23 protein-coding genes and 1 tRNA gene are annotated in these 25,220 nt (G+C 63.0%); 7 read left to right on the top strand and 17 right to left on the bottom strand.

Features of this window, described 5'->3' with window-relative positions; genetic code table 11:
• Nucleotides 1-38 precede the first annotated feature (38 nt).
• From ispG to F8A90_RS14600, 10 genes are all read right to left on the bottom strand, one after another.
• Nucleotides 39-1,154 (bottom strand): flavodoxin-dependent (E)-4-hydroxy-3-methylbut-2-enyl-diphosphate synthase, encoded by a 1,116-nt coding sequence (ispG, locus tag F8A90_RS14645; RefSeq protein WP_043333809.1) that lies wholly within the window; start codon nucleotides 1,152-1,154, stop codon nucleotides 39-41.
• An 11-nt stretch (nucleotides 1,155-1,165) separates the two neighbouring features.
• Nucleotides 1,166-2,197 carry a RodZ domain-containing protein gene (locus tag F8A90_RS14640; RefSeq protein ID WP_200017643.1) on the bottom strand — a complete coding sequence of 344 codons (1,032 nt, stop codon included), beginning with the start codon at nucleotides 2,195-2,197 and terminating at the stop codon, nucleotides 1,166-1,168.
• Between the two features lie 336 nt (nucleotides 2,198-2,533).
• Nucleotides 2,534-3,415 (bottom strand): type IV pilus biogenesis/stability protein PilW, encoded by an 882-nt coding sequence (pilW, locus tag F8A90_RS14635; RefSeq protein WP_200017641.1) that lies wholly within the window; start codon nucleotides 3,413-3,415, stop codon nucleotides 2,534-2,536.
• Nucleotides 3,416-3,573: 158 nt separating this feature from the next.
• Nucleotides 3,574-4,731 (bottom strand): 23S rRNA (adenine(2503)-C(2))-methyltransferase RlmN, encoded by a 1,158-nt coding sequence (gene rlmN, locus F8A90_RS14630; protein ID WP_043333811.1) that lies wholly within the window; start codon nucleotides 4,729-4,731, stop codon nucleotides 3,574-3,576.
• Nucleotides 4,732-5,085: 354 nt separating this feature from the next.
• Nucleotides 5,086-5,511 carry a nucleoside-diphosphate kinase gene (ndk, locus tag F8A90_RS14625; RefSeq protein ID WP_043333812.1) on the bottom strand — a complete coding sequence of 142 codons (426 nt, stop codon included), beginning with the start codon at nucleotides 5,509-5,511 and terminating at the stop codon, nucleotides 5,086-5,088.
• A gap of 278 nt (nucleotides 5,512-5,789) precedes the next feature.
• Nucleotides 5,790-6,116, bottom strand: a complete 327-nt coding sequence (locus tag F8A90_RS14620) for a HesB/IscA family protein (protein ID WP_166020123.1) — start codon at nucleotides 6,114-6,116, stop codon at nucleotides 5,790-5,792.
• Between the two features lie 15 nt (nucleotides 6,117-6,131).
• Nucleotides 6,132-7,280, bottom strand: a complete 1,149-nt coding sequence (locus tag F8A90_RS14615; protein ID WP_200017638.1) for an aminotransferase class V-fold PLP-dependent enzyme — start codon at nucleotides 7,278-7,280, stop codon at nucleotides 6,132-6,134.
• 125 nt (nucleotides 7,281-7,405) lie between these two features.
• A complete protein-coding gene (locus F8A90_RS14610) occupies nucleotides 7,406-7,879 on the bottom strand; it encodes a Fe-S cluster assembly transcription factor (RefSeq protein WP_043333815.1) in 474 nt (157 codons plus the stop codon).
• Between the two features lie 142 nt (nucleotides 7,880-8,021).
• The gene (gene cysE, locus F8A90_RS14605) at nucleotides 8,022-9,020 is read right to left on the bottom strand and encodes a serine O-acetyltransferase (RefSeq protein ID WP_233593350.1); all 999 of its coding nucleotides are present in this window, start codon (nucleotides 9,018-9,020) and stop codon (nucleotides 8,022-8,024) included.
• A gap of 9 nt (nucleotides 9,021-9,029) precedes the next feature.
• Nucleotides 9,030-9,827, bottom strand: coding sequence for an RNA methyltransferase (locus F8A90_RS14600; RefSeq protein ID WP_166020119.1), 798 nt, complete (start codon nucleotides 9,825-9,827; stop codon nucleotides 9,030-9,032).
• A 442-nt stretch (nucleotides 9,828-10,269) separates the two neighbouring features.
• Between F8A90_RS14600 and F8A90_RS14595 the strand changes: the two genes are divergently transcribed.
• Nucleotides 10,270-11,064, top strand: a complete 795-nt coding sequence (locus F8A90_RS14595; RefSeq protein WP_043333816.1) for an inositol monophosphatase family protein — start codon at nucleotides 10,270-10,272, stop codon at nucleotides 11,062-11,064.
• Nucleotides 11,065-11,203: 139 nt separating this feature from the next.
• On the opposite strand, the gene secF is transcribed toward F8A90_RS14595, so the two are convergent.
• From secF to queA, 5 genes are all read right to left on the bottom strand, one after another.
• Nucleotides 11,204-12,109 carry a protein translocase subunit SecF gene (secF, locus tag F8A90_RS14590; protein ID WP_107336021.1) on the bottom strand — a complete coding sequence of 302 codons (906 nt, stop codon included), beginning with the start codon at nucleotides 12,107-12,109 and terminating at the stop codon, nucleotides 11,204-11,206.
• Between the two features lie 12 nt (nucleotides 12,110-12,121).
• Nucleotides 12,122-13,972 (bottom strand): protein translocase subunit SecD, encoded by a 1,851-nt coding sequence (secD, locus tag F8A90_RS14585; RefSeq protein ID WP_200020063.1) that lies wholly within the window; start codon nucleotides 13,970-13,972, stop codon nucleotides 12,122-12,124.
• Between the two features lie 71 nt (nucleotides 13,973-14,043).
• Nucleotides 14,044-14,379, bottom strand: a complete 336-nt coding sequence (yajC, locus tag F8A90_RS14580) for a preprotein translocase subunit YajC (protein WP_153636512.1) — start codon at nucleotides 14,377-14,379, stop codon at nucleotides 14,044-14,046.
• A 130-nt stretch (nucleotides 14,380-14,509) separates the two neighbouring features.
• Nucleotides 14,510-15,628, bottom strand: a complete 1,119-nt coding sequence (gene tgt, locus F8A90_RS14575; RefSeq protein ID WP_442778870.1) for a tRNA guanosine(34) transglycosylase Tgt — start codon at nucleotides 15,626-15,628, stop codon at nucleotides 14,510-14,512.
• Nucleotides 15,629-15,807: 179 nt separating this feature from the next.
• The gene (gene queA, locus F8A90_RS14570) at nucleotides 15,808-16,839 is read right to left on the bottom strand and encodes a tRNA preQ1(34) S-adenosylmethionine ribosyltransferase-isomerase QueA (RefSeq protein WP_166020229.1); all 1,032 of its coding nucleotides are present in this window, start codon (nucleotides 16,837-16,839) and stop codon (nucleotides 15,808-15,810) included.
• 407 nt (nucleotides 16,840-17,246) lie between these two features.
• On the opposite strand from queA, the gene F8A90_RS14565 reads away from it, so the two are divergent.
• Nucleotides 17,247-17,332: transfer RNA gene (locus tag F8A90_RS14565), tRNA-Leu, on the top strand.
• A 260-nt stretch (nucleotides 17,333-17,592) separates the two neighbouring features.
• On the opposite strand, the gene F8A90_RS14560 is transcribed toward F8A90_RS14565, so the two are convergent.
• Nucleotides 17,593-17,838 carry a hypothetical protein gene (locus tag F8A90_RS14560; protein ID WP_200017634.1) on the bottom strand — a complete coding sequence of 82 codons (246 nt, stop codon included), beginning with the start codon at nucleotides 17,836-17,838 and terminating at the stop codon, nucleotides 17,593-17,595.
• A gap of 936 nt (nucleotides 17,839-18,774) precedes the next feature.
• On the opposite strand from F8A90_RS14560, the gene F8A90_RS14555 reads away from it, so the two are divergent.
• Nucleotides 18,775-19,386: a LysE family translocator gene (locus F8A90_RS14555; protein ID WP_200020062.1), complete on the top strand. Its 612-nt coding sequence runs from the start codon at nucleotides 18,775-18,777 to the stop codon at nucleotides 19,384-19,386.
• Between the two features lie 223 nt (nucleotides 19,387-19,609).
• On the opposite strand, the gene F8A90_RS14550 is transcribed toward F8A90_RS14555, so the two are convergent.
• Nucleotides 19,610-20,161, bottom strand: coding sequence for a copper chaperone PCu(A)C (locus F8A90_RS14550; protein WP_200017632.1), 552 nt, complete (start codon nucleotides 20,159-20,161; stop codon nucleotides 19,610-19,612).
• Between the two features lie 324 nt (nucleotides 20,162-20,485).
• On the opposite strand from F8A90_RS14550, the gene F8A90_RS14545 reads away from it, so the two are divergent.
• From F8A90_RS14545 to F8A90_RS14530, 4 genes are all read left to right on the top strand, one after another.
• Nucleotides 20,486-20,989: an NUDIX hydrolase gene (locus tag F8A90_RS14545; RefSeq protein ID WP_233593349.1), complete on the top strand. Its 504-nt coding sequence runs from the start codon at nucleotides 20,486-20,488 to the stop codon at nucleotides 20,987-20,989.
• Nucleotides 20,990-21,115: 126 nt separating this feature from the next.
• A complete protein-coding gene (locus tag F8A90_RS14540) occupies nucleotides 21,116-22,045 on the top strand; it encodes an AAA family ATPase (RefSeq protein WP_200017630.1) in 930 nt (309 codons plus the stop codon).
• Nucleotides 22,046-22,089: 44 nt separating this feature from the next.
• The gene (locus F8A90_RS14535; protein ID WP_200017628.1) at nucleotides 22,090-23,061 is read left to right on the top strand and encodes a DUF58 domain-containing protein; all 972 of its coding nucleotides are present in this window, start codon (nucleotides 22,090-22,092) and stop codon (nucleotides 23,059-23,061) included.
• Nucleotides 23,058-25,214, top strand: coding sequence for a transglutaminase TgpA family protein (locus tag F8A90_RS14530; protein WP_200017626.1), 2,157 nt, complete (start codon nucleotides 23,058-23,060; stop codon nucleotides 25,212-25,214). Before F8A90_RS14535 ends, F8A90_RS14530 begins: the two co-directional genes overlap by 4 nt.
• Nucleotides 25,215-25,220: the final 6 nt, after the last annotated feature.

Raw genomic sequence — 25,220 nt, 5'->3', positions numbered from 1 at the left:
GCGCGTCACTCACGACGCGCAAGCCAGCCGAGACAAGCTCAGCTCTGGCGGATGATAGTGTCGGCCTCACGGGCCTCTTTTTCCGCGACCTTGTCGCGGATGAGTCGCTCAAGATCGTCAACCAGGGTGTCATTGGTCAACTTGCTGGCCGGCTTGCCGTCCAGGTAGACCAGGTTGGCGGGGCTGCCGCCGGTCAGGCCGACATCGGTCTCCTTGGCTTCGCCGGGGCCATTGACGACACAGCCGATGACCGAGACGTTCAGCGGCGTCATCACGTCTTCAAGACGTGTCTCCAGCTCGTTCATGGTCTTGATGACGTCGAAATTCTGACGCGAGCAGCTGGGGCAGGCAATGAAGTTGATGCCCTTGGCGCGCAGCTTGAGGCTCTTGAGCATGTCGAAGCCGACCTTGATCTCCTCGACCGGGTCCGCTGCCAGCGACACGCGGATGGTGTCACCGATGCCGTCCATCAGCAGCATGCCCAGGCCGATGGAAGACTTGACGGTGCCCGAGCGCAGGCCGCCCGCTTCGGTGATGCCCAGGTGCAGCGGCTGTTCGATGCGCGCTGCCAGGTCACGATAGGCGGCGACGGCCATGAAGACGTCGCTGGCCTTGACGCTGACCTTGAAGTCCTGGAAGTCGAGGCGGTCCAGATGGTCGATGTGACGCATGGCAGATTCGACCAGCGCCGCCGGCGTCGGCTCGCCGTATTTCTTCTGCAGGTCCTTTTCCAGGGAGCCTGCGTTGACGCCGATGCGGATCGGGATGCCGTTGTCGCGTGCGGCGCTGACCACGGCACGCACACGGTCTTCACGACCGATGTTGCCCGGGTTGATGCGCAGGCAGTCGACACCAAGTTCCGCCACACGCAGGGCGATCTTGTAATCGAAGTGGATGTCGGCCACCAGCGGAATGTTGCTCTGCTGCTTGATGCGACCAAAGGCTTCGGCGGCATCCATGTCCGGCACGCTGACACGCACGATATCGGCGCCGGCATCCTCGAGGCGCTTGATCTGCGCGACGGTGGCGGCGACATCGTTGGTGTCGGTGTTGGTCATGCTCTGCACGGAAATCGGTGCATCGCCGCCGACGGCCACATTGCCGACATGAATCTTGCGCGAGACGCGGCGCTTGATGGGGGAGTGACTATGCATGGGATTCCGGATCATTCACCGAGGGTAAGTTTGGCGACACTGCCGCGCGTGACGCGCGTGAGGTCGACCGCTTCATTCATGTAACGCAGCTCGACGCCAGAGGCATTGCCGATGGTCATCGTGAAGGGCGGCTTGCCTTCCAGCGTCGTGCTGGTGCCGGCCTCGTTGTTGCCGCGCAGCAGGCGCTTGCCATCGGCATCACGAATGTCGGTCCAGGAGTTGATGTTGAACGTCAATTCGAGCTTGCGCGGGTCTGCCGCCGGTGCAGCGTTCTCTGCTGCACTCTCCTGTGAGGTGTCGGCACTGGCATCGGCGACTGCACTCACGTCAGTGGTAGCGGCGCTATCCGTGGCAGCGTCAGACGCTGACGTACCAGTCTCTGCAGCGCCCGGCGCGCCAGCGTTCGTGTCGAGCGTGTCAGCACTCTGCGCTGTCGCCTCGGAGGATGCTGCTGCATCGACGGCAGACGCATCACCGGTAGCAGTGGAGGACGGCGCCGCTTCACTATTGGTGGACTGCGAGAGCGAAAGCTCGATGGAGCCATCGGCATTCACGACCGGTGCGGTGTTGTCCGCATCGCTGCCACCCTCGAGGGCGGAGGTTTCCGCCGGCGAGGTGCGGCCATAGTCGCCGCTCTGCCACCACACGTAGCTGAGGCCGATCAGGCCGGCGATGACCAGCAGGCTGACGAGGCGGAACAGATACTTGCCCATCTTGCCCGGCGGGCGCACCGACGGCGTGGAACTGGGGGTGTAGCGCTCGGCTTCGGTGGTGCCGAACTGGGCGTTGTACTGTCCGACGATGGCCTTCTCGTCCATGCCCAGCAGGCGGGCATAGGCACGCAGATAGCCGCGACGGTACGCGGCGATGGGAATCTGGTCGTAGTGGTCGCGTTCCAGGTCATCGACCAGGCTGGGGCGCAGGTTGAGCTGTGTCGCCACCTCATCACGCGACAACCCCTGATGCTCGCGCTCCAGCTTGAGGCGCGTGCCAGGCAGTGCATCACTGGCGTGCTGATCAGGGGCGGGTTGATGTTCGCTCATGGCGCATCCTTGTAAGGAAAAACTGTCTACCGAACGCACATCCGGGCGCTCTTCCGGTACTGCGGAAACTGCTCCTGACACTGATGCTGGAGCATACTGACTGATGCTGTCGCGCGATTGGCCGGGTGCTGCACGACTCGTTGATCATCATGCGAGTGAGCAGCGTGAAAAGCGATGACCCCCCATGCCAATCGACGCGCACGAACACACGTTCGTCCGCGTCGGCACTATACCAAGCCCGCGCCGAGATTTTCACCGGCATTTCGGTCTTCTCGGTCCTGCTTGCAGCGACCCCGCTCATGAGGTGGCGCCATCAGCGGCGTCGTTGCACCTCGCTCAGGGAGTGCGAATCACCGCGCGACCGGATTCCCGTGTCATGACCTGCTCCAGCTGACGGCTGTAGAGGTCTGCCAGACGGCTGTCGCCGCGAGCCGTGGCCACATCGACGGCCAGGGCGAGACTGTCGCTGTCGGTGCCTGCCAGACGGAAGTAGCGGCTCAATGCCGACTGGGCGGCGTCATTGTCGCCGGCGTCATGTGACATGCGTGCCACCGCCAACCAGGCCTCTGACTCACGCGGGTTGATCTTGACGGCACGCTCGAAACTCTTCGCGGCCTCGCTGGTCTTGCCCAGCTGCATCTGACAGCGGCCCAGATTGGTATAGAGCTGACCACGATTGTCGTAGGTCAGGTCTTCAGCCGCGATCTCGAGCTGTCGACAGGCCTCGACGTATTCACCGCGAGAGTAGAGAAAGGCCGCGTAGTTGTTGCGCGCACGGGTAAAGGACGAATCGCTGGAAATGGCCTGATTGAAATAGTCATCGGCGAGCACGTTCTCCCCCTGGCGCTGATAGATCATCGCCAGCCCGGCCTTGGCCTCGGCATTGCTGCTCTGCAGCTTGAGTGCCTTCTGGAAGGCGCTGTCGGCGCGTTGCAGCTGATTACGACCCAGATAGGCCTCTCCGAGTTCCACGTAGGCGTTCGAGGCCTTGTTGTCATCCGGCGGGGCGTAGGGGTCGTTGGTTTCCACGCGTGTCGCGCAGCCTGCGAGGGTCAGGCCGGCAAATCCGAGGCACAGCAGCAGGGCTCTGGTGCGGCGAGTGATGCCGCGAGCAGCGGTGCGGGTGTGGGAATCATGCTGGCAGGGGCCCTGTGCGACAGTGCCATGGGCGACAGGGTCATGCTCATTGGTGCGATGACGGGGCAGACGACTCGGCATGCAATCCTCGCGTGAATGAAGGCTCGTGATGTGCCTGCGGGCGAGGGTCGCGGCAGGCAACAAAAGCGCCCCCATCAAAGCGCCGCACCTGCCACAAGTCAAGGTGGCAGGGCGGCGCATGGCTATGGCGATAGCGTCAGTTCAGGGCTGGCAGCCGCTCAGTCGGCGTCGAGCTGGATGGCGTTGATGTAACGCTCGGCGCGACGGGTGCGGTCCTTGACCTGCCCGACCAGCTGGCCACAGGCGGCGTCGATGTCATCGCCACGTGTGGCGCGCACCGGTGCGGTGTAGCCCAGCTCGTAGAGACGTTGCTGGAAGCGCATCACCTGATTGCGCGACGGCTTCTCGTAACCGGAATGCGGGAACGGGTTGAACGGGATCAGGTTGATCTTGCACGGCAGTTCGTCGAGCAGCGCGGCCAGTTCCTCGGCGTGCTGGATCTGGTCGTTGACGTCCTTGATCAGGGTGTACTCGATGGTGACGATACGTGCGTCGTCACACTTGGCCAGGTAGCGATGGCAGGAGTCGAGCAGCGCGCGGATGTTCCACTTGCGGTTGATCGGCACCAGCACGTTGCGCAGTTCATCGTTGGCCGCGTGCAGCGAGATCGCCAGGCTGACGTCCATCTCGTCACCGAGCTGGTCCAGCTTGGGCACCACACCGGAGGTGGAGAGGGTGACGCGACGCTTGGACAGGCCATAGGCGTTGTCGTCCAGCATCAGCTTCATCGCCGGCACGACGTTGTCGTAGTTCATCAGCGGCTCGCCCATGCCCATCATCACCACGTTGGTGACCGGACGCTTGCGGGTGTCCTTGCGGTCTTCGGCGCCGCGGGTGGCGACCCACACCTGGCCGATGATCTCGGCGGCGGTCAGGTCACGCTCGAAGCCCTGCTTGCCGGTGGAGCAGAAGCTGCAGTCCAGTGAGCAACCGACCTGGGAAGACACGCACAGGGTGCGACGGTTGCCGTTCTCGGACGGGATCAGCACGGTCTCGACGTAGCTGCCATCGCTGACTTCCAGTACCCACTTGCGGGTGCCGTCCTTGGACTCGCCTTCATAGACGATGCCCGGCGCACGGATCTCGGCGACCTGCTTGAGGCGCTCGCGCAGCGGCTTGGCGAGGTTGGTCATCTCGTCGAAGCTGTCGACACCTTCCTGGTGAATCCATTTCATCACTTGGGTGGCGCGGAATTTCTTCTCGCCGATGCTCTCGAAGAAGGCTTCCATCGCCGGGCGCGGCAGGCCCAGCAGGTTGGTGAGCTTGACGGCGGCAGGCGCCGCGGCATCGGTGGCAGTTGCAGTGGTATCAGTCATGGTATGGGCCGGTCGTGTCAGGGATGGGCAGGCGTCACATAAAGGATAGACGTCTGCAGGGCGACGCTGTCAGCGGAGGTGGCGATGGCTCGCAGACCTCAAGAGGCTCTCATCATCAGCGCAGTGCGCGTGGGCGTCATCTGGCGTGGGGAGAGGGCGCTGCAGCGGCTTTCAGAAAAGCGTATCGGACCTGCTCAAGCGTCGAATCTGCTTCAGGGGGTGCATGCTGTCGCGCGACGCTTCAGCACGTCCGATACCACGACGGCCCCGCCTCGCAGGCAGGGCCGTCGTGTCATGCACGGCTGAGAGACGCGTGCCCCGAAGGGCCTGGCTTCTCAGTCGTACAAGGCGAAATCAACCGCGCGGGCAGATTTCGTTGTCGCCGAAGAAGTAGGCGATTTCGCGAGCAGCAGATTCCGGCGCGTCAGAACCGTGAACGGCGTTGGCGTCGATGGAAGTGGCGAAGTCTGCACGAATGGTGCCGGCTTCTGCTTCCTTCGGGTTGGTAGCGCCCATCAGGTCGCGGTTCTTGGTGATGGCGTCTTCGCCTTCCAGCACCTGGATCATGACCGGGCCGGAAGTCATGAAGCCGACCAGCTCACCGAAGAAGCCACGTTCGCTGTGCTCAGCGTAGAAGCCTTCGGCCTGTTCCTTGGACAGGTGAACCATCTTGGAAGCGACGATCTGCAGACCGGCTTTCTCGAAGCGAGAGTAGATCTCGCCGATCACGTTCTTGGCAACGGCATCCGGCTTGATGATGGACAGAGTGCGCTGAGTCATGGTGAATCTCCTGAGACAAGCTTTGAAGAGCCGCACGGCAGATGCCGCACGGCGGAAAACGGGCTCTGTCGGCATGCGCACGACAAAAGTGGGCGGCATTATAGCGGCAAGTGCCACCGGCTGCATCCATCATGCCTGAGTCGCATGACGCGCAGATGGCAAGCGCCTCGTCGGCATGGGCTGGCGAGACGCTGAGGGCCGGCTCGGACGTCGCGCCTGGCCTGGACGCTGAAGCTCTATTCAGACGCTCAAGCCTGTCTCAGACGCTGAAGCCTGGTCTAGACGCTGAAGCTCTCGCCACAACCACACTCGTCCTTGACGTTGGGGTTGTTGAAGCGGAAATAGCGGTTCAGGCCGTCCTTGACGTAGTCCACTTCGGAACCGTCGAGCACGGTGAGGGCTTCGGTGTCGACATAGACGGTGGCGCCGTGATCGACGAAGACGGCGTCTTCCTCGTTGGCCTCGTCGGCGAAGTCGAGCACGTAGCTGTAGCCGGAGCAGCCGCTGGGCTTGACCGAGACACGCAGGCCAAGGCCGTGGCCGCGCTCGGCCAGCACGACACGGATCTGGTCGGCGGCGGAGGGGGAAATCGACAGGTGTGCCATGAGCAGTCTCCCGGGTCAGGCGCGCAGCGACGTCAGGGCATGCCTGAGTTCGCCGAGCGCGGATTCAATGTCGGTAGCGGTGGTGAAACGTCCGAAGCTGAAGCGCAATGACGCCAGCGCCAGTGGACGGGGCACCCCGATGCCGGTGAGGACGAACGACGGTTCGACGCTGGCGGAATTGCAGGCCGAGCCGGTGGAAATCGCGATGCCGCGCAGCGCCATCAGCATCGCCTCGCCATCCACACCCTCGAAGGCGAGATTGACGATGTTGGGCGCGCTGACCTCTATATCGGTATTGAAGTGCACGCCTTCAAGGCCGGCAAGCCCGGCGACGAACTGATCACGCAGCGCGACGAGGTGCTGGTGATCGGCATCGAACTGCTCGGCGCTCAGGCGGTAGGCCTCACCCATGCCGACGATCTGGTGTGTCGGCAGGGTGCCGGAACGCATGCCGCGCTCATGCCCACCGCCATGGATCAGGGCATCGACCTTGATCTGCGGCTGGCGACGTACATACAGCGCGCCGATGCCCTTGGGGCCGTAGGCCTTGTGGGCGGACAGTGACAGCATGTCGATGGGCTGACGACTGACATCGATTCGTATCTTGCCGGGCGCCTGGGCGGCATCGACATGGAAGGCCGCGCCATGCGAGTGGGCGATGTCGCCCAGTGCATCCAGGTCATTCAGACTGCCCAGTTCGTTGTTCACTGCCATCAGCGATACCAGGATGGTATCGCTGCGCAGGGCGTCGCGCAGGCTGTCCGGGCTGATGCGTCCGTCAGGCTGCGGCGCGATGCGCGTGACCTCGAAGCCTTCCGCCTCCAGCGCGCTGGCGGTATCCAGAATCGCCTTGTGCTCGATGGTCGAGGTGATCAAATGGCGGCCACGCGCGGCATTGGCACGCATGTAGCCGGTCAGCGCCAGGTTGTCGGCTTCGGTGGCACCGCTGGTCCAGACGATCTCGCGCGGGTCGGCACCGATCAGCTCGGCGACCTGACGACGTGCGCCCTCAACGGCCTGCTCGGCCAGCCAGCCCGGCATGTGACTACGCGAGGCCGGATTGGCGAAGGTGCCGTCCTGCGTCAGGTGACGCATCATCAGCTCGGCGACGCGAGGGTCGACGGGCGTGGTGGCGGCATAGTCAAGGTAGATCGGCTGGGACATGGTGACTTCCTGAAGACACGACGGACAGTGATGACGGTGAACGTGATGAAGGCGATCTCGGGGGCGGCGGGGCGCGGCGAGCATCGCCTCGGTTGGCCGTGCTCAGCCTGGCTGGCAAACGCCGCTCAGCTGCCTTGCATGACGGTGATCGGTGTCGGCTCGCACGCCTTGCGCTGACGACTGGCAATCTGGCGAATCTCTTCGCGCGCGACCAGGTCGGCCAGGCTGATGCCGTCGAGAAAGCCGTGGATCTCGTCGGACAGATCACACCACAGATGGTGCGTCAGGCAGGTGTCGCCGGCCTGACAGTCCGACATTCCCTGACAGCGTGTAGCATCGACTGACTCGTTGACGGCGTCGATGATGCACGCCACCGAGGTGGTCTCGAGTTCGGTGTCCAGCAGATAACCGCCACCGGGGCCACGCACGCTCTTGACCAGACCGGCACGTCGCAGACGCGCAAACAGTTGCTCCAGGTACGACAGCGAGATGCCCTGGCGTACGGAAATATCGGCCAGACAGGTCGGGCCGCAACTGGCATGCAGGGCCAGATCGAGCATCGCGGTGACGGCGTAGCGTCCCTTGGTGGTCAGGCGCATGACAGAGTCCGTGAGCAGATGGAGCCTGCGACGTTGAGGACGAGGCCGGGCACAGTCGCCGCCTCTGGCGAGACGGCGTATCAATGAGCCCCATTATGGTGGGGTGGTCTGGCGGGGTCAATCCCGACTGAATTGGTCAACTTTAGCCATGCTGACGTTCGGCGGGCTCCTGCGTATCGCTTGCCTGCTCAGTCGGCGGCTGCTCAGTCGGCGCCTGCTGGGGCGAGGTCTGCTCGGAGCGCGGCTGGTCATCCGGTGCAGTGCCCTGCGATGCGCTGGATGCAGCGGCGCGGGCCTTGGGTGAGGTGCTGCCTTGGGCCGCGGCCACGTCAGCGACGGTCGTCTCGCCACCGCAGGGCCCCAGCTCATCGATCAGCTGGGCAAAGTCGGCGTCGTCGAGCTCGGGCAGGCGCCCGGCGCGATAGCTGGCATCCAGCTTGCGCAGCGTGCCGCACATCTGTTCGATGCGCTTGTCCACGGCATGCATGTGATCGAGCATCGCGTGCATGGAGCGCGCGACCGGATCGGGCATGTCCTGGCCCATGCCGTAGGCATCGAAGCCGAACTTCTCCTTCATGGCCTCGCGGCTTTCCGGGTCGACCGACGGCTCCTCCGCCACATCCGGCTCGGCGCGCTTGACGATCTTGCCGGGAATGCCGACGACGGTGGCGCCGGCAGGCACTTCACGCGTGACCACGGCGTTGGAGCCGACCTTGGCACCGGCGCCGACGGTGAACGGGCCGAGAATCTTGGCACCGGCACCGACGATGACGCCATCGCCGAGAGTCGGGTGGCGCTTACCAGCGTTCCAGGTGGTGCCGCCGAGAGTGACGCCGTGATAGAGGGTCACGTCATCACCGATCAGGGCGGTTTCGCCGATCACGACGCCCATGCCGTGGTCGATGAAGAAGCGGCGGCCGATGGTCGCCCCCGGGTGGATCTCGATGCCGGTCAGCCAGCGCATCAGGGTCGAGCCGGTGCGCGCCAGCCATTTGGCATTGTGGCGCCATAGCCAGTGATTGATGCGATGGGCCACCAGGGCATGCAGGCCCGGATAGTTGGTCAGGACTTCAAAGAAGTTGCGCGCCGCCGGATCACGGGCAAACACGCTATCGATGTCTTCACGCAGTCGAGTGAACATGGCGTGTCCTCAGGAGGTGCGGTTGGCCGTGTCGGCTTGTGCCAGGCGAACCTGCTTGTCCACCGCGGAAAGAATGCCGCGCAGAATGTTGATTTCCATGCTGTCCGGACGCGCGCGCAGATAAAGGCGACGCAGGCGTGCCATCAGCTGGCGCGGCTGTTCCGGATCGAGGAAGTCGACGCTGATCAGTGTCTTCTCGAGATGCTCGAACAGGCGCTCGAGGTCGGCATGGCTGGCCAGCGGGCTATCCCAGTCGATACCGAACGGCTGGGCATCCTCGGCACGCGGCGTCTCGCCGGCGGCTTCCTGGTCGGCCAGCCACGCCTGGCGGCACTCATAGGCCAGCACCTGTACCGCCGCGGCCAGATTCAGCGAGCTGAAATCTGGATTGGTCGGGATGTGCACGTGACGGTGGCAGCGCTGCAGCTCTTCATTGGAGAGCCCGGAATCCTCGCGGCCGAAGACGATGGCCACGCGGGCATCCGGCAGGCGGGCTTCATCGGCCAGGGTGGCACCGAAGGCGCGCGGCGTGATCATCGGCCACGGCAGGTTGCGCGAACGTGCGCTGCAGCCGACCACCAGACTGCAATCCGCCACGGCCTCTTCCAGGGTCTCGTGCACCGAGGCGCTGGCGACGAGTGCATCGGCACCCGAGGCGCGTGAGGCGGATTCCTGGCATTGCACCTGACATCGCGGCGCGACCAGTGCGAGATCGGCCAGGCCCATATTGAGCATGGCGCGGGCTGCACCACCAATGTTGCCGGGATGGCTGGTGCCAATCAGGACAATGCGCAGACGTTCAAGCATGAGGACTTCCAGGATAGCGATTGAAGGGCAGGGCAATCGACGCGGCCCGGTCACCGGGCTGGGCGAGACGTGCGCCAGAACCCGATATCCTAGCATGAAGCCAGCGCAGGGAGCAGTCAGCCGTGGCGTGATCCCGCCGTCTCTCTACGGCGAAGGTCGCGTGTCGCGATGGCAGCTCGAGCCGAGCTCTGATAGACTACGCCGTCCCGTCATGTCGCAACATGTGTTCGCCCTCGTTGGCGCCGCGTGCTGTGGCGGCTGGCAGCCTGCATACATTGCACTATGCAGCGTGCCCCGCGCCGTATCAGGATTCCTGTACGGGCTACATGACCACCTGATCTGATTACACCCAGTTTCGCTCGATTCGTGTTGCGCCGCGCTGATGTCTCACGCGCCGTGGCACCCGTTCTTTAACAGCTCCCGACTCGTCAAGGCCTTGATCATGCATCCGATGGTCCAATTTGCGCTGCGTGCTGCACGCGGTGCCGCAGAGCAGTTCGTCCGTGCTCGTGAACGTATCGAAGTCGCCCGTGGCGACAACGATCTCGACACCTTCATCGCAGACACTGCACGTCGCGCCGAAGCGCACATCGTGCGTCAGCTGGAGCGCGGTTATCCGCAACACGGTCTCTCCGGCCGTTATACCGACCATCGCGATGGTGAAGGTCAGGGTTCTGACTACCACTGGCGCATCGAGCCGGTGCACGGTTACTCCAACCTGGCATCCGCGGCCTCCGGCTTCGCGCTGTCCGTGGTCTGCCTGTTCAAGGGCCGTGCCGAGCACGCGGTGGTCATCGCGCCGTTCACTGACGAAGAGTACATCGTCAGCCGTGGCCGTGGTGCCCAGCACTCCGGTCACCGTATCCGCGTGACCAACGCCACCTCCATCGAAGGTGCGCGTCTGGCGATGGGTCTGCCGGAAAGCTGGCAGCGTCCGCGTCACCTGCCGACCTACCTCTCCATCGTTCAGCAGGTCGGCCCGCAGGTCGAGATGCTGCGCACCAGCGGTTGTGCGCTGCTGGACGTGCTCGAGCTGGCCTCTGGCCGCGTCGATGCCGTCTATGTGCTGGGTCTGGATGCCGGTGACAGCGAGATCGTCAGCCTGTTCCTGAAGGAATGTGGCGCACTGGCAGGCAGTGCCGACGGCACGCCGGTCGTGGTTGCCGAAGGCACCCTGATGGCCGCTGGCGCACGTCTGTACAAGGCGCTGGCGCAGACCATGCAGCCGCACCTGTAAGACTGCACTTGGCAAGACGGTATGATCTGATGGCTCTGTCAGCAACGAGCCGTCTGGAGAACGAAAAAAACCCCACCTCGCATGAGGTGGGGTTTTTTTGTGCCTGGCGATCCGTGCCGGGCTTAACGAGCGGAGGCGTTTACGGCGCGCCGTCCTCGAACTGCTCCTTGGGCGGGGGGATCAGATCCACACGCTTCAGGCCGACCACCAGCAACAGCGCCGCTGCCACGTAGATGGACGAGAAGGTGCCCGCGACCACACCGATGATCAGTGCGATGGCGAAGTTGTGGATCATGTCACCGCCGAGGAAGTACAGCGCCAGCAACACGAGCAAGGTGGTGCCGGAGGTGGACAGCGTGCGTGACAGCGTCGCGTTGATGGCGTCATTGAAGATCGACGGCATGTCATCGGTACGCGATTTGCGGATGTTCTCGCGAATGCGGTCGTAGACGATGATGGTGTCGTTCAGTGAGTAGCCGATCACGGCCAGCACCGCGGCCAGTACCGTCAGGTCGAAGTCGAGTCCGAACAGGGCGAAGATGCCCAGCAGGATGATGACGTCGTGACCCAGCGAGATGAGTGCGCCGAGGGCGAACTTGTACTGGAAGCGGAAGGCCACGTAGACCATCACCACGGCCAGGGCGAGCAGCATGCCGAGACCGGACTGGTCACGCAGCTGATCACCGACCTGGGCGCCGACGAACTCGGCGCGGATCAGGTTGACGCTGTCACCGGTGGCCTGAAGATGCGCCACGATGTCATTGCCGATACCGGCTTCGAAGCTCTGCTGCAGACGCACCAGAATCTCGTTGCTGGCACCGAAGGTCTGGACCGAGACATCCTTGTAGCCGGCGGCTTCCAGTGTCTGGCGCACGCTGTCCAGCGCCGGTGCTGCCTGGTATTTCACTTCCACTAGGGTGCCGCCGGTAAAGTCGAGGCCCAGGTTCAGGCCATGAATCACAAGGGCGCCAATGGCCACGATCGTCAGCACGATGGAGACGATGAAGGCCGCGCGCCGCTTGCTCATGAAGTCAAACTGTCGCATCACGATGGCCCCTCAGATCCAGAGTTTCTTGAGTGTCTTGCCGCCAATGGCAAGATTGATGATGCCGCGCGAGACCATGATCGCCGTGAACATCGACGTCAGAATGCCGATGGACAGCGTGACCGCGAAGCCCTTGACCGGGCCACTGCCGATGGAGAACAGGATCACCGCGACCAGCAGGGTGGTGATGTTGGCATCGACGATGGAGGTGAAGGCGCGCTCGAAGCCGGTATGCACCGCTTGATGCAGCGGCATTTTGGAGCGCATTTCCTCGCGGATACGCTCGAAGATCAGCACGTTGGCATCCACCGCCATGCCCAGCGTCAGCACGATACCGGCGATACCCGGCAGGGTCAGGGTGGCGCCCAGCATCGACATCGCGGCAATCAGGATCGCCAGGTTGGCGGTCAGGGCCACGTTGGCGACGACACCGAAGGCCTTGTAGCGCGCCAGCATGAACAGCACGACCAGCAGCAGGCCCAGCTCGACGGACAGAATGCCGCGCGAGATGTTCTCGGCACCCAGGCTCGGACCGATGGTGCGTTCCTGCACGAAGTAGATCGGCGCGGCCAGAGAGCCGGAACGCAGCAGCAGCGAGAGCTCCTTGGCTTCCGTCGGCGAGTCGAGGCCAGTAATGCGGAAGCTGTTGCCCAGCGCACTCTGGATGGTCGCCAGACTGATCAGTCCCTTCTCGGTGTAAGGGATGCGCTTCTCGACCTTCTCGCCGTCTTCCATCACGGTGCGAGTGCGGGTCTTGTGCTCGATGAACAGTACCGCCATGTTGCGGCCGATCGCGGCACGCGTGACGCGGTTCATGATCGAGCCACCGGTGCCGTCCAGGTTGATGTTGACCTGCGGGCGGCCACTTTCATCGAAGCTGGTGCTGGCGCTGGAGACGCTGTCACCGCTGATGATCACGTCCTTCATGATATTGGCGGTGCGGCTCGGCTGGTTGCGGAACGCGAAGCTCTCCATCTCGCTGGCCGGCGTGTCGCTGGCCGCTTCGAGACGGAATTCGAGGTTGGCGGTGGCGCCCAGTACGCGCTTGGCGGCGGCCGTGTCCTGCACGCCCGGCAGCTCGACCACGATGCGGTTCGGGCCCTGGCGCTGAACCAGCGGCTCGGACACGCCCAGCTCGTTGACGCGATTGCGGATCGTGGTCAGGTTCTGATTGACCGCGTAATCCTGAATCTCCTTGACGGCGGCGGCGGTCAGGGTGAGGTCCAGTACGGCCCCACGCTCGACATCGCGCTCGTCGTATTCGAAGTTCTGGAAGTCGCGCGAGATCAGTGAGCGCGCCTGCGAGCGGTCTTCCTCATCGGAGAACGTCAGGCTCAGGGTACCGTCGTCGACTTCGCTGCCGCGGTAGCGGATACGCTCCTCGCGCAGGGTTTCCTTGATGGCGCTGGCGTTGACTTCCAGGCGCTGCTTGACCGCGGCGTCCATGTCGACTTCCAGCTGGAAGTGGACACCGCCACGCAGGTCAAGGCCCAGCTTCATCGGTGAGGCACCGAGGCTGGCCAGCCACGACGGCGTGGCATCGGCCAGGTTCAGCGCGACGATGGCGTCATCGCCGAGCGTCTCGCTGATCAGTTCCTTGGCGCGCAGCTGCTGGTCGTTGCTGGTAAGGCGAATCAGGCCGGTGGAACCGTTGAGTTCCCCGGATTTGGGCGTGATGCCGGCGTTTTCGAGGGCACTGGTGGCGCGATCGAGGTCTTGCTGGTCGATGGCCTCGGCGCCGCTGGCGGCACTGATCTGCACAGCCGGGTCTTCGGGGTAGAGATTCGGCAATGCGTAGATCACGCCGACGGCAAGTACCAGGCAGATCACCAGGTACTTCCAAAGCGGATAGCGGTTGAGCATGGCAGCCCTGTCCTTGGTGGAGCGGGAGAGAAAAAGCATGCTGCCGGCACAGGGGCCGGCAGCAGGAGGGATCAGATGGACTTGATGGTGCCCTTCGGCAGGACTGCAGCCACGGCAGACTTCTGCACGTTGACTTCGTTGCCTTCGTTCAGCTCCATGGTGATGAACTGCTCGCTGACCTTGGTGATGCGGCCAACCAGGCCACCACCGATGACGACTTCGTCACCCTTGGCCAGATTGCTGATCAGGTTCTTGTGTTCCTTGGCGCGCTTGGACTGCGGACGCCACAGCAGGAAATAGAAAATGACCACGAAGCCGACCAGCATGACGATCTGGCCGATGGCGCCGCCGCCGGCGACAGCCGCTTCGGCTTCCGCGTGTGCGGCAGGAATCAGGAATTCCAGCATGTGTATCTCCAGAGGTTACGAGTGAACTGTTGTTATGCAATGAGCGTGATTCAGGCTCTTCTTCACGTCTGGCTCGAGTCGAATATCAAGACGACCGGAGGATTTGGCCCCCGGTCGTCATTCGCCTCGATCAGTCGGCCAGCGGCGGCACCGGCAGGCCGCGCGCGGCATAGAACTGTTCCACGAAGTCCTGCAATGTACCCGCTTCAATTGCACCGCGCAAACCAGCCATCACGGTCTGGTAGTAGCGCAGATTGTGGATGGTGTTGAGCATCGAGCCGAGCATTTCTCCACAGCGATCAAGGTGATGCAGATAGCCGCGCGAGAAATTGGTGCAGGTGTAGCAATCGCAGTCCGGGTCCAGCGGTGAGGTGTCACGCTTGTGGACGGCGTTGCGGATCTTGACGGTGCCCGTCGGGGTGAACAGGTGGCCGTTGCGCGCGTTGCGGGTCGGCATCACGCAATCGAACATGTCGACGCCACGCCGCACGCCTTCGACGAGGTCTTCCGGCTTGCCGACGCCCATCAGATAGCGCGGCTTGTCGTCCGGCATCCACTCGGGAAGGTAGTCGAGCACCTTGATCATCTCGTCCTTGGGCTCGCCCACGGACAGGCCGCCGATGGCGTAGCCGTCAAAATCGATCTTCTTGAGGCCCTCGAGGGACTTCTCGCGCAGGTCCGGATACATGCCGCCCTGGATGATGCCGAACAGCGCCGACGGCGAGTCGCCATGCGCGTCGTAGGAGCGCTGCGCCCAGCGCAGGGACATCTCCATCGACTTGCGCGCTTCATCATGGGTGGCCGGGTACGGCGTGCACTCATCGAAGATCATCACGATGTCGGAGCCCAGCGAGCGCTGCACCGCCATCGATTCTTCCGGGCCCATGAAGACCTTGGAGCCATCGACCGGTGAGCGGAAGTGAACGCCCTGTTCGGTGATCTTGCGCGTCTTGCCGAGCGAGAAGACCTGGAAACCGCCGGAATCGGTCAGGATCGGCTTGTCCCACTGCGCGAAGTCATGCAGGTCGCCATGGGCTTCGATGACTTCGGTGCCCGGGCGCAGCCACAGGTGGAAGGTGTTGCCGAGGATGATCTCGGCGCCGATGTCCTTGATGGATTCCGGCGTCATGCCCTTGACGGTGCCGTAGGTGCCCACCGGCATGAAGGCCGGAGTTTCCACGGTGCCGCGCGGGAAGGTCATGCGGCCACGACGTGCACGGCCATCGGTCGCGAGCTTTTCAAAGCTCATGAAGCATTCTTTACGCATGGTGCTCTCTTTGCTTGGCGGCGAAACAGGCCGCAGCTGGTGTGTCGATGCCACTATGTCATCAAGCTACTAAGTCGCTATGCCGCAGCATAGCGCGGGGCGCGTTAACTGCGCATGACACGGCCCTCGGCGAATGCCGGGGCCATGTCAGAAAAGGGGAGTCAGGCGCGTTCCAGCAACATGGCATCGCCATAGCTGAAGAACTGGTAGCGCTCTTCCACCGCCGCCTGATAGGCCGCCATGGTGTGCTGGTAGCCGGCGAAGGCCGAGACCAGCATCAGCAGGGTCGATTCCGGCAGATGGAAGTTGGTGATCAGAAGATCCACCACCTGCCATTCATAACCGGGGTAGATGAAGATGTCGGTGTCACCGGAGTAGGGTGCCAGCTCACCACCATGGGCCTTGGCAGCACTTTCGAGGCAGCGCACGCTGGTGGTGCCGACGGCGACCACACGACGGCCGGCGGCACGGGCACGGGCGATCTTGTCGCAGGCTTCCTGACCGACCTCGATCCATTCGCTGTGCATGTGGTGCTCGAGAATGCTGTCGACACGCACCGGCTGGAAGGTGCCGGCACCCACATGCAGGGTGACGAAGGCGGTCTCGATGCCTTTCTCGGCCATGGCGGCCATGATCGGCTCATCGAAGTGCAGGCCCGCCGTCGGCGCGGCCACGGCACCATCACGCTTGGCGTAGACCGTCTGATAGCGCTCGCGATCCGATAGCTCGTCGTCGCGGGTAATATAGGGCGGCAGCGGCATGTGGCCGTGCTGGTTGAGCAGCTCGATCATCGGCGTCTCGCCGTGGAAGCGCAGCTCGAACAGCGCCTCCTGACGACCTTCGACCACGGCCGTGATGCCGCCTTCGAAGATCAGCTCGGTGCCAGGCTTCGGTGACTTGCTGGAGCGGATGTGCGCCAGGCCACGATGGGCGTCCAGCGGACGCTCCAGCAACATCTCGATCTTGCCGCCGGAGGCTTTCTGGCCATGCAGGCGCGCGGGGATCACGCGGGTATCGTTGAAGACCACGACATCGCCGGGTTCCAGCTGCTCGAGCAGATCCGGGAAGCGGCGGTGCACGATCTCGCCGCTCTTGCCATCCAGATGCAGCAGGCGGCAATCGCTGCGTTGCTCTGACGGGTAGCGAGCAATCAGCTCATCCGGCAGGCTGAAATCGTAATCGCTGCGCTGCATCGGGCGCGCGTCGGAAGGTGTGGCAACGCCCGAGGCATCACCGGAATCGATACGTGACATGGCCAACCTGACACTCTGATAGCACGAGGCGCGTGGTGCGCTCCGTGGCATGCGTACATGCACAATGGGGAGATGCCGCCCTGAGACACTGGCGCTCTCGTCGCGAGCGCATGACTCCCTTTCTACGGGTGGGGCAGTCCGGTGCGACACTCTCGAGGCCTTGGCTGTCTGGGCAGACGAAAAAGGTCGCTCATGATACCCAATGCCATCGTCCACGCGAAGACCCGTTTGCGGGCGACACGCCTCAGTCCATTGCGGCGTGGGGTGTGAGGAAGCGCTCCATGTGTCTGATCTGACGCCAAAACTCGTTGACCTTGGCGCAATGTCCCGTATAATTTCGCTCCGTTGCCGGTGTGGCGGAATTGGTAGACGCAGCGGATTCAAAATCCGCCGCTTAATAGGCGTGTCGGTTCGAGTCCGACCACCGGCACCAGAATTGAAAAAGTCGCTTTCGAGCGGCTTTTTGCGTTTCTGGCTCCCACCGATTCATCTTCCTTGTGGTTCTTCGCTCGCTCAGTCTCTGCCCCGAATACCAGCTTTTTCTAATCTCATCACGCCTCGCCTGTCTTGGCGCTGGCGATAGCGATAGCTGCTGCTTGTCTGTGCGCTGTACGTGACCGCAGGGGGCCAGACACAGGAAAGCCCCGATCGAATGTCGGGGCTTTCCTGTGTCTCGTGCATTCAGACGGCGACTTAGGCCTGATGTGGAATGCTCTTTACGCGTCGATAGAGGCTGTTGCTGGCGAGGGAGGGATCGAGGAGCGCGATGCGGGTGTTCTGGATCGCAAGTTCCTGGCGCAGGGTGAACCACTTGCCGACGTATTCATGGCAATCCTGGCAGTGCACCAGGTGGTCGGCTGATGGAGTGTGGTACTGATACTCCATCTTCAGGCCGGAGCATGCCGGACAACACAGTGCGGCTTTAGCTTTCCCTTCCATGTCTCCTCTCCTTCTCAGCAATTGACTGAATCTGGTGAGGTGCAGCGTAGCGGTCTCTTTCCTTGAGTGCGCAAACCCGCCAGTCATCATGGCCCATGAATCAATCGCTCAGACTCATGGATCTTGCTGGCTGGGGAGTGAAGCTTCCCATGCTTGCGCGTCATCCTCTGACAGGGCCTGTCCCTGGCTGCACTTCCTGTGCACTTGGCCCGTCACTACGCTGAACCTGCCGCTCTTCCTGAGCAGCGATCGGGCGCTGCTGACCCGAAAAATCTTGGACACCTTTCAGAAACTGACTGAATTCGGTGCCATTCAGCGTAGTGATCTCTTTCCCTGAGCTCGCAGGCTGCCAGTCATGAAGATTCGTAAACCTACCCGCTCAGGCTTACGAATCTTCCTGGCCGGGAGCGAAGTCCCCAAGCCTGCGCGTCATCCTCTGACAGGGCCTGTCCCTGGCTGCACTTCCTGTGCACTTGGCCTGTCACTACGCTGAACCAGCCGCTCTTCCTTAGCAGCGGTAGAGACGTTACTGGTTATCATAAACTTGTACAACTCCTGATTTGTTGCACAAGTTTTCAAATGTGTAAGATCCTGTACTTTATTATGTTCTCATATAAATCCATGCACGACGGCCGCTTTCGAGGGCGGACTGTCCAGCCCGTGTGACATCTATCGTGAGGGGCATGTTCAGGTCGTCCATATGGCCTGCTGCCGCATCAGTATGGCGCTTGATACACTCGATCGCGCCTGCCCGAAGACTTGATGGGAGCCGTATGTGCCCGATGCTCTCATCCCTTGAGCAACGCAGGATGGGTAGGGTGGGCCCCATCGCGAGCGCCGGGCTACTGTCAGGTGATCCCCCAGGTGTATGTCCGAGGCCGGTGCTGTGTCGCTTTCACCCATTGACTGGAACATGGAATGACCTTCATGCATTGGATGCCGCTGAATCTGTGGTTGTCACTGGTTGCGCTATGCGCGATGGGGGCGATGTCGCCCGGACCGAGTCTGGCGATGGTGCTGCGCCATACCCTGGGCGGCGGCAGGAGTGCGGGGGTCGCCGCCGGTATCAGTCATGCGCTGGGAGTCGGGTTGTACGCCGCGCTGACTGCCTGGGGGCTCGGCGCCTTGATCATTCATTATCCGGGGGCCTTCCATGCGATCATGCTGCTGGGTGCAGTCTATCTGGCCTGGTTGGGGCTCAAGGCGCTGCGGGCAGGCCGCGGTGGAGCGCTGGAGGCGCAGGCCGTCACGACGTCCCGCTCCATGGCGATACGCGATGGTTTCATGGTGGCGCTGGCCAACCCCAAGTTGATCCTGTTCTTCGTGGCGCTGCTCAGTCAGTTGATCACGCCGGAGATAAGCGAGATGGGCAAGTGGCTGGTCGTCGTGACGGCCATGGGCATCGACGGCCTATGGTATGTGCTGGTGGCACTGGTGCTGTCGCACTCGCGGGTGCTGCCCTGGTTGCAGGCGCGCGCGATGTGGATCAATCGTCTGACGGGCGTGGTCTTGCTGGGGCTGGCGTTGCGGGTGGTCTGGGGGCTTTGAGATAGCCTGTCAGCCTGCTGGGGATCTGGTGATTCGTCATCTGGTAGAGAGAAAGGTGAGATAACCCTTGGGTGACAGCTGCAAGTCGATGACAGCTGCAGATGGCGGCGTATTGAAACAACACATTGAGAAAACGGCCCTGGCACCTTGTGTCAGGGCCGTTTTGCATGCGCGTCTTGCGGGTTGTGAGGCGTTTGTCGATAGAGGCGTATGCACGGTGCCGTTAATCGCTGAGCGGCATCATCTCGGCGTACTCCTTGATCGAGACCTCAAGGCTCGTGTCAGGTCTCGCCAGGAAATGCAGTGTCAGCGGCAGCTTGTCGCCTGCAGTGAGTGGCTGAGACAGGCCGATCAACATCAGATGGGGACCGCCGCCGGGAGCCATCGCCAGCGGCGCGTCAGAGGAAATCGCCAGTTGCTTGATTCTGTGCATCTGCATGCGCTCTTGCGTGAGTTGCATGCTGTGCAATTCGACTGTGGCGGCCATCGGCGTACTGGCACCTGTCAGTACGGCATCGCCCTTTGCGATCGACAGTGTCAGGTAGACGGCCCCGGTCGTGGCACCCGGTGGCGTCGGCAGCGCGAAGGCTTGCTCGACATGGGCGATGGCGGATGGGGCTTCCTGCGCCGAGGCGTGAATGGTGGCAAGGGAGAGCAGGGCTAGCGTCGCCAGCCATCTGCTGGCGGTGGTGGCGATGATGCGAAGGGCAGTCAGGCCAGCCGATATCTGTCCGGTGCGTCGCGGCGCGCCATGTCCCTGGCGAGGTTGCCTCATGCTGTGCGCATCTCCTGTGGCGGTGTGTAAAGAGAATGACCCTGGGAGCGGTCCATCATGCCAGTGTGGTGTTTTCTGACGGCAATCGCCTCTAGTGTAGAGGCTAGTGCAGAGGCTATTGCAGAGAGTTCTGTTTTAGGTGGTTTGCACGAATGAGGGGCGTTGCCTGTTGCCAAGGAGTGAAGGCAGGAGTCCGGGCCGCAGTTGAAGGCAGCTTCGTCGCATTCTGCTACCGTGGGACGCATTGGTCGATACCATCCGGCGGTGTTGGTCGTCGCAGGTGGCTATCGAAGTGATTCAAGGACAGGCAAGGAAAAGGGAACGGTGATCCAGGACGAAATCATTCAGCTGGTCGATGCGCAGAATCGCCCTTGCGGCACGGCACCACGTCGCTTGATGCGACGCTACCGCTATTGGCACCGTGCGACCTATGCCTTCGTGCTCAATGGCCGCGGTGAGCTGTGCATCCAGAAGCGTACCCTGAGCAAGGAAGTGTTCCCCGGCTATTTCGATCTCGCCAGCGGGGGGGTTGTCGGAGCCGGTGAGGCCGTGCAGGTGGCTGCCCGACGCGAGCTGGAGGAAGAGATTGGCGTGCGTGGTGCACCGCTCAAGCATTGTTTCGATTTCTGCTACACCGACGCGACCAACCATGTCTTCGGCAGTGCATATCTGGTGCATTACGATGGCCCGTTGACGCTGCAAGCCGAAGAAGTGGCAGATGCCTTCTGGGTCACGCCTGCCGATGCGCTTGCGTTGCATCCTTCAACGCCTGATAGCCGTATGGCCCTTGAACGTCTGATCCGTGATGGCTTTCTGAGCAAGGCCTGAGCTGATGATCTTCGCTTTTCCATATCGAGGCTGCGCAGCAACGCTGCTGGCCCAGCGTCATCTGACGTGTGCTGCCCATCGTGATGGCTGCATCTCCTCCTCCCCACTTTGTTCTGGAGTCTTTGCATGAATGCCAAGGTATCGCCACAGCAGCTGGAAGAGGTGGAAGCCGCACTGTCGACGGTGCTGGCGGGCAAGCCGCGCCAGATCCGTCTGGCGCTTTGTTGTCTGCTGTGTCGTGGTCATGTCCTGGTCGAGGATTTGCCCGGGCTGGGCAAGACGACGCTCGCCCAGGGCCTGGCACGTCTGATCGGTGCGGACATGCAGCGGGTGCAGTTCACCAGTGATCTATTGCCGGCTGACATTCTGGGCGTGTCGGTATTTGATCCGCGTGAGGGCAACTTCCGCTTTCACCCCGGCCCGGTATTCCACTCGCTGGTGCTGGCGGACGAGATCAACCGTGCCACGCCCAAGACGCAGAGCGCGTTGCTGGAGGCGATGGAAGAGCGTCAGGTCACGGTGGAGGGCGAGACCCGTCGCCTGCCAGAACCGTTCTTCGTGATCGCGACCCAGAATCCGCTCCAGCAATCCGGCACCTTCCCGTTGCCGGAATCCCAGCTGGACCGCTTTCTGATGCGGCTGTCATTGGGCTACCCGGAACCCGCTGCCGAGCGCGAGATTCTCAAGGGCAATGCCGGGCGTCAGCATATCGAGGCGCTGCGACCCTTGTTGCCTGTCTCGGTGCTCAAGGAGTGGCAGGCCGCCGTGGACCGTGTGCGTCTGTCAGACCCGCTGCTGGATTATCTGCAGGCGCTGGTGGCGGCGACGCGCAGCTCGCCGGAAGTGGCCTATGGTCTCTCGACGCGCGGGGTGCTGGCGCTGGCCAGTGCTGCGCGTGGCTGGGCACTGCTGGCAGGGCGTGACTATGTGCTGCCGGAGGATGTGCAAGCGGTCTGGGCGCCCGTCGTGGGGCACCGCCTCAGCGAAGGCAGTGTTGCTGAGGGGGAAACCGTGGCGCGCCATCTGCTCGGGCAGGTGGCGGTGGTGCCTGCATGACGCAGGTGGCGAAGCCCGGTACATGGGCGCGCGTGAAAGCCCGCATGCTGCGCAAGATGTCGATTGGCGGAGGCGAGGCGCTTCATCACGCGCGCTTGATGATCCTGCCGACGCCCTTTGGCCTGTTCTGGGCGGTGCTGGTGATCCTGTTGCTGCTGTTGGGTATCAATTACGAGAACTCGCTGGCGCATGGCCTGTCCTTCTGGCTGTTCGCCGTGGCAGTGGTCAGCATCTTTCGCAGCTGGCGCAATCTGGCGGGCGTGCGAGTGCAGCTGATCGCCGATGGCGAGGCGTTTGCGGGCAATACGTTGCGCGTCATGGTGCGCCTCACCGGTCGGGCTCGCTCACATGCCATCGATGTACGACTGGGAGAGGCGCGCCAGCGACTCGAGATCCATGACGGCGAAGGCAGTGCGCCGCTGGAGCTGGCGGCCTTTCAGCGTGGCCAGTTCTCATTGCCGACGCTGACGCTGGAGTCGCGCTGGCCACTGGGACTGGTGCGCCTGTGGGCCTGGGTCGCGATCGACACGCCGGTCCTCGTCTATCCACAGCCAGAGCTTCCCTCCACCCCGCAGGGCAGTCGTCGTACGCTCGAGCAGATAGAGCAGGGCGATTTCGCCGGTCTGCGCCGCTATGTGCCGGGTGATGCGCCAGCGCATATCGCCTGGAAGCACTGGGGGCGCAGCGGCGAGCTGGTCACCAAGCGCTTCGAGACGCCAGCGCGTCCCTCGCTGTGGCTGGATTACGAGGCCTGTCGTGGCGACATGGAGCAGCGGCTTTCGGAGCTCACGGCACGCGTGCTGGCGGCGGAAGGCGCCCAGGCGACCTATGGTCTGCGGCTGCCGGGCCAGACATTGGCCATCGCCAGCGGCGGGGCGCATCGCCGTCGAGTGCTTGAGGCGCTGACGCTGTTCGGCGGCGAGCAGAGGTTGCCATGGTCCGCCCAGCTGGCGGCCAGTGAGGCCGCCGAGCGAGCCGGCGCGAGTCGTCCCTTGAGTCAGGAGGGCAGTGCATGAGCCTGTCGACAGCCAAGGCTTCCCCGGGACGTGCCTCCCTGGGCCGCTCCTCAAAGGACGAGCTCTCCAGTGGCGCATCTTCTCCCTCCTCCAGCGCCAGACGACGCTGGTGGCAGCGCAAACCGCTGACGCCTGATCAGGCATTGGGCTGGCTGGAACTGCGCCACCTGTTCATCGGCCAGTGTCTGGTGTTGGCGCTGCATGTGCTGTGGATGCCGGTGTGGCTTGCCTTGCCGGCCTTGCTGGCGGCGTTGTGGCGCTTTCAGCAACTCCGGGCGCGAGTTCCGCGCGCTGGCATCCTGTTGCGACTGGCGGCGGTGGCCATGGTCGCGGCGGGCCTGTTTCTCGAATACGGCCAGATGCTGCGCCTGGAGGCGATGATCGGCCTGCTGGTCGGCATCTATCTGCTCAAGCTGCTGGAAACGGACAGCCTGCGCGATGGTCGCGTGGTCTGCGGGCTGGGCTTCGTGGTGCTGGCAGCGGCCTTTCTGCACGACCAGGGGCCCTTGATGGCGGCGGCCTCGGTCATGGCCGCGGCGTGGCTGATCGGCGGGCTGGTATTGATCGCCGGCGCACGCGAGCGTCGCGAGGCCATGCGGGAGACTGCCTGGCTGATGGGGCTATCCCTGCCGCTGATGCTGGGCTTGTTCGTGCTCTTTCCCCGCTTGCCGCCGCTGTGGAACGTGCCGCAGCTCAACGAGGCCACCACCGGGCTTACCGACAGTGTCTCTCCTGGCGATATCGCCGCCCTGGGTCGCAGTGATGCTCTGGCGTTTCGGGCGCGTTTCGACAACGGACTGCCTGCGGCCTCCCAGCGCTACTGGCGTGTGTATACCCTGAGCCTGTTTGATGGCGTGCGCTGGTCGCGTGCCACGCCGGAGCGTCTTCAGGAGGCGCTGGGCGGGCCGCCTGAACGTTACGTTCAGCGCGGGACGCGCATCGATGGGGAAGTCGCGCGTCATCGCTATGAGCTGTTGTTGGAGCCGGACCCACGCCCCTGGCGGCCGAGTCTCGGCGCGCCACTGACGACCAGCCGCGAGGCCCGTTACCTGATTGATGGCACCCTTGAGGGGCAGGCGTCACTCAATACCCGCGAGTTGCTGGAGATGTCTTCCTCCGGCGCGCCACCGACCACGGCTCCGCAATGGATGCAGCGCCTTGATCAGCTGTTGCCCGATGATGGCAACCCGCGTGCCCGTGAGTTCGCTCGCGATCTGATGCGGGAGTCGGGGGGAGATCCTCAGGTCTTCCTGCAACGCCTTTTCCAGTATTTCAATCGCCAGCCTTTCCACTACACCCTGACGCCACCGCGCCTCGAGGGGCTCAGTCGTGTCGATGATTTTCTGTTCGATAGCTTGCAGGGCTATTGCACCCATTATGCTTCTACCAGCGTTTTTCTGGCGCGTGCTGCCGGACTGCCGGCGCGAATGGTCGCTGGGTATCTGGGCGGCGAGGCACAGGGCGATGGCATCGGTGGGCCGCAGGAGTTGAGCATTCGCCAGTATGACGCTCACGCCTGGGTCGAGGTGTTCTATGCCGGCCGCTGGCATCGATTTGATCCCACTGCGGCGGTGGCTCCCGAGCGAATCTCGCAGGGGGCGCTGAGTCTGCAGGGGCAGCCGGGCTTCATGGCCGATGCTGGCTTGCGTGCCTTCACGCTGAATAATTCGTTGCTCAGTGATCTGAGACGGCAGTGGGAGCGTTTCGAATACCGCTGGCAACGCAGCGTGGTGGGGTTCCGTCTCGATGAGCAACGTAATCTCTGGAAGCGGCTGTTTGGTGACTTCCGCTGGGAGTGGCTTGTCTGGGGTGTGCTCGGGCTGCTGGGTAGTGTGGTGCTGGCAGGCGTGACACTGGTGTTATGGTCTGGCCGTGAGGTCTCAGCGCACGCAGGTGTGCGAGCCTACCGCAGGTTGGTGAAGCGACTTGAGCGCACGGGCCATGGCCCTCACGTGGGCGAGGCTCCCGGCAGCCACCTCCGCCGTATTGCTCAGCAGCAGCCGCAGAATGTAAAAGCATTGTTACATTTGGCGGATCTGATTGAACAATGGCTCTACAACGATGCTACGGTATTAGCGATCCCTCATGATCAATCACCACCCTTGCGTAGTATCCGACGGCAGTGGTCTGTTCAGTCTCGCAAGATTCGCTGAAGCGCA

Origin of the sequence: Cobetia sp. cqz5-12 (genome assembly GCF_016495405.1) — a bacterium.
In the GTDB taxonomy this organism is placed as follows: domain Bacteria; phylum Pseudomonadota; class Gammaproteobacteria; order Pseudomonadales; family Halomonadaceae; genus Cobetia.
This window is presented reverse-complemented; position numbering and strand designations above follow the sequence as displayed.